Origin of the sequence: Gordonia sp. i37 (assembly GCF_002043085.1) — a bacterium.
Classification (GTDB): domain Bacteria; phylum Actinomycetota; class Actinomycetes; order Mycobacteriales; family Mycobacteriaceae; genus Gordonia; species Gordonia polyisoprenivorans.
On the sequence record NZ_MVPX01000633.1, the window covers coordinates 1 to 228 of the forward strand.

Sequence of the window (228 nt, forward strand, 5' to 3'; positions counted from 1 at the left end):
GTGTAGATCGGCTTCAGCGCGGCGGCGACCTTCTTGCGGTCCTGGTAGGCCACGAACCGCATCGCGGCCCGGATCAGGTGAACCACGCAGGTCTGGACCATCGAGTCCGGCCACGTCGCCTCGATCGCCTCCGGCAGGCCCTTGAGCCCGTCGCAGCACACGATCAGCACGTCCTGCACGCCCCGGTTGGCGAGATCGGCGCAGACGTGGGCCCAGAACGCCGAGCCC

At 69.3% G+C, this 228-nt stretch carries 1 protein-coding gene; it reads right to left on the bottom strand.

Annotation, left to right across the window (positions count from 1 at the left end; translation table 11 throughout):
- Positions 1-228: transposase (locus tag B1964_RS29050; protein WP_172399010.1), on the bottom strand; the 228-nt coding region annotated here is incomplete at both ends.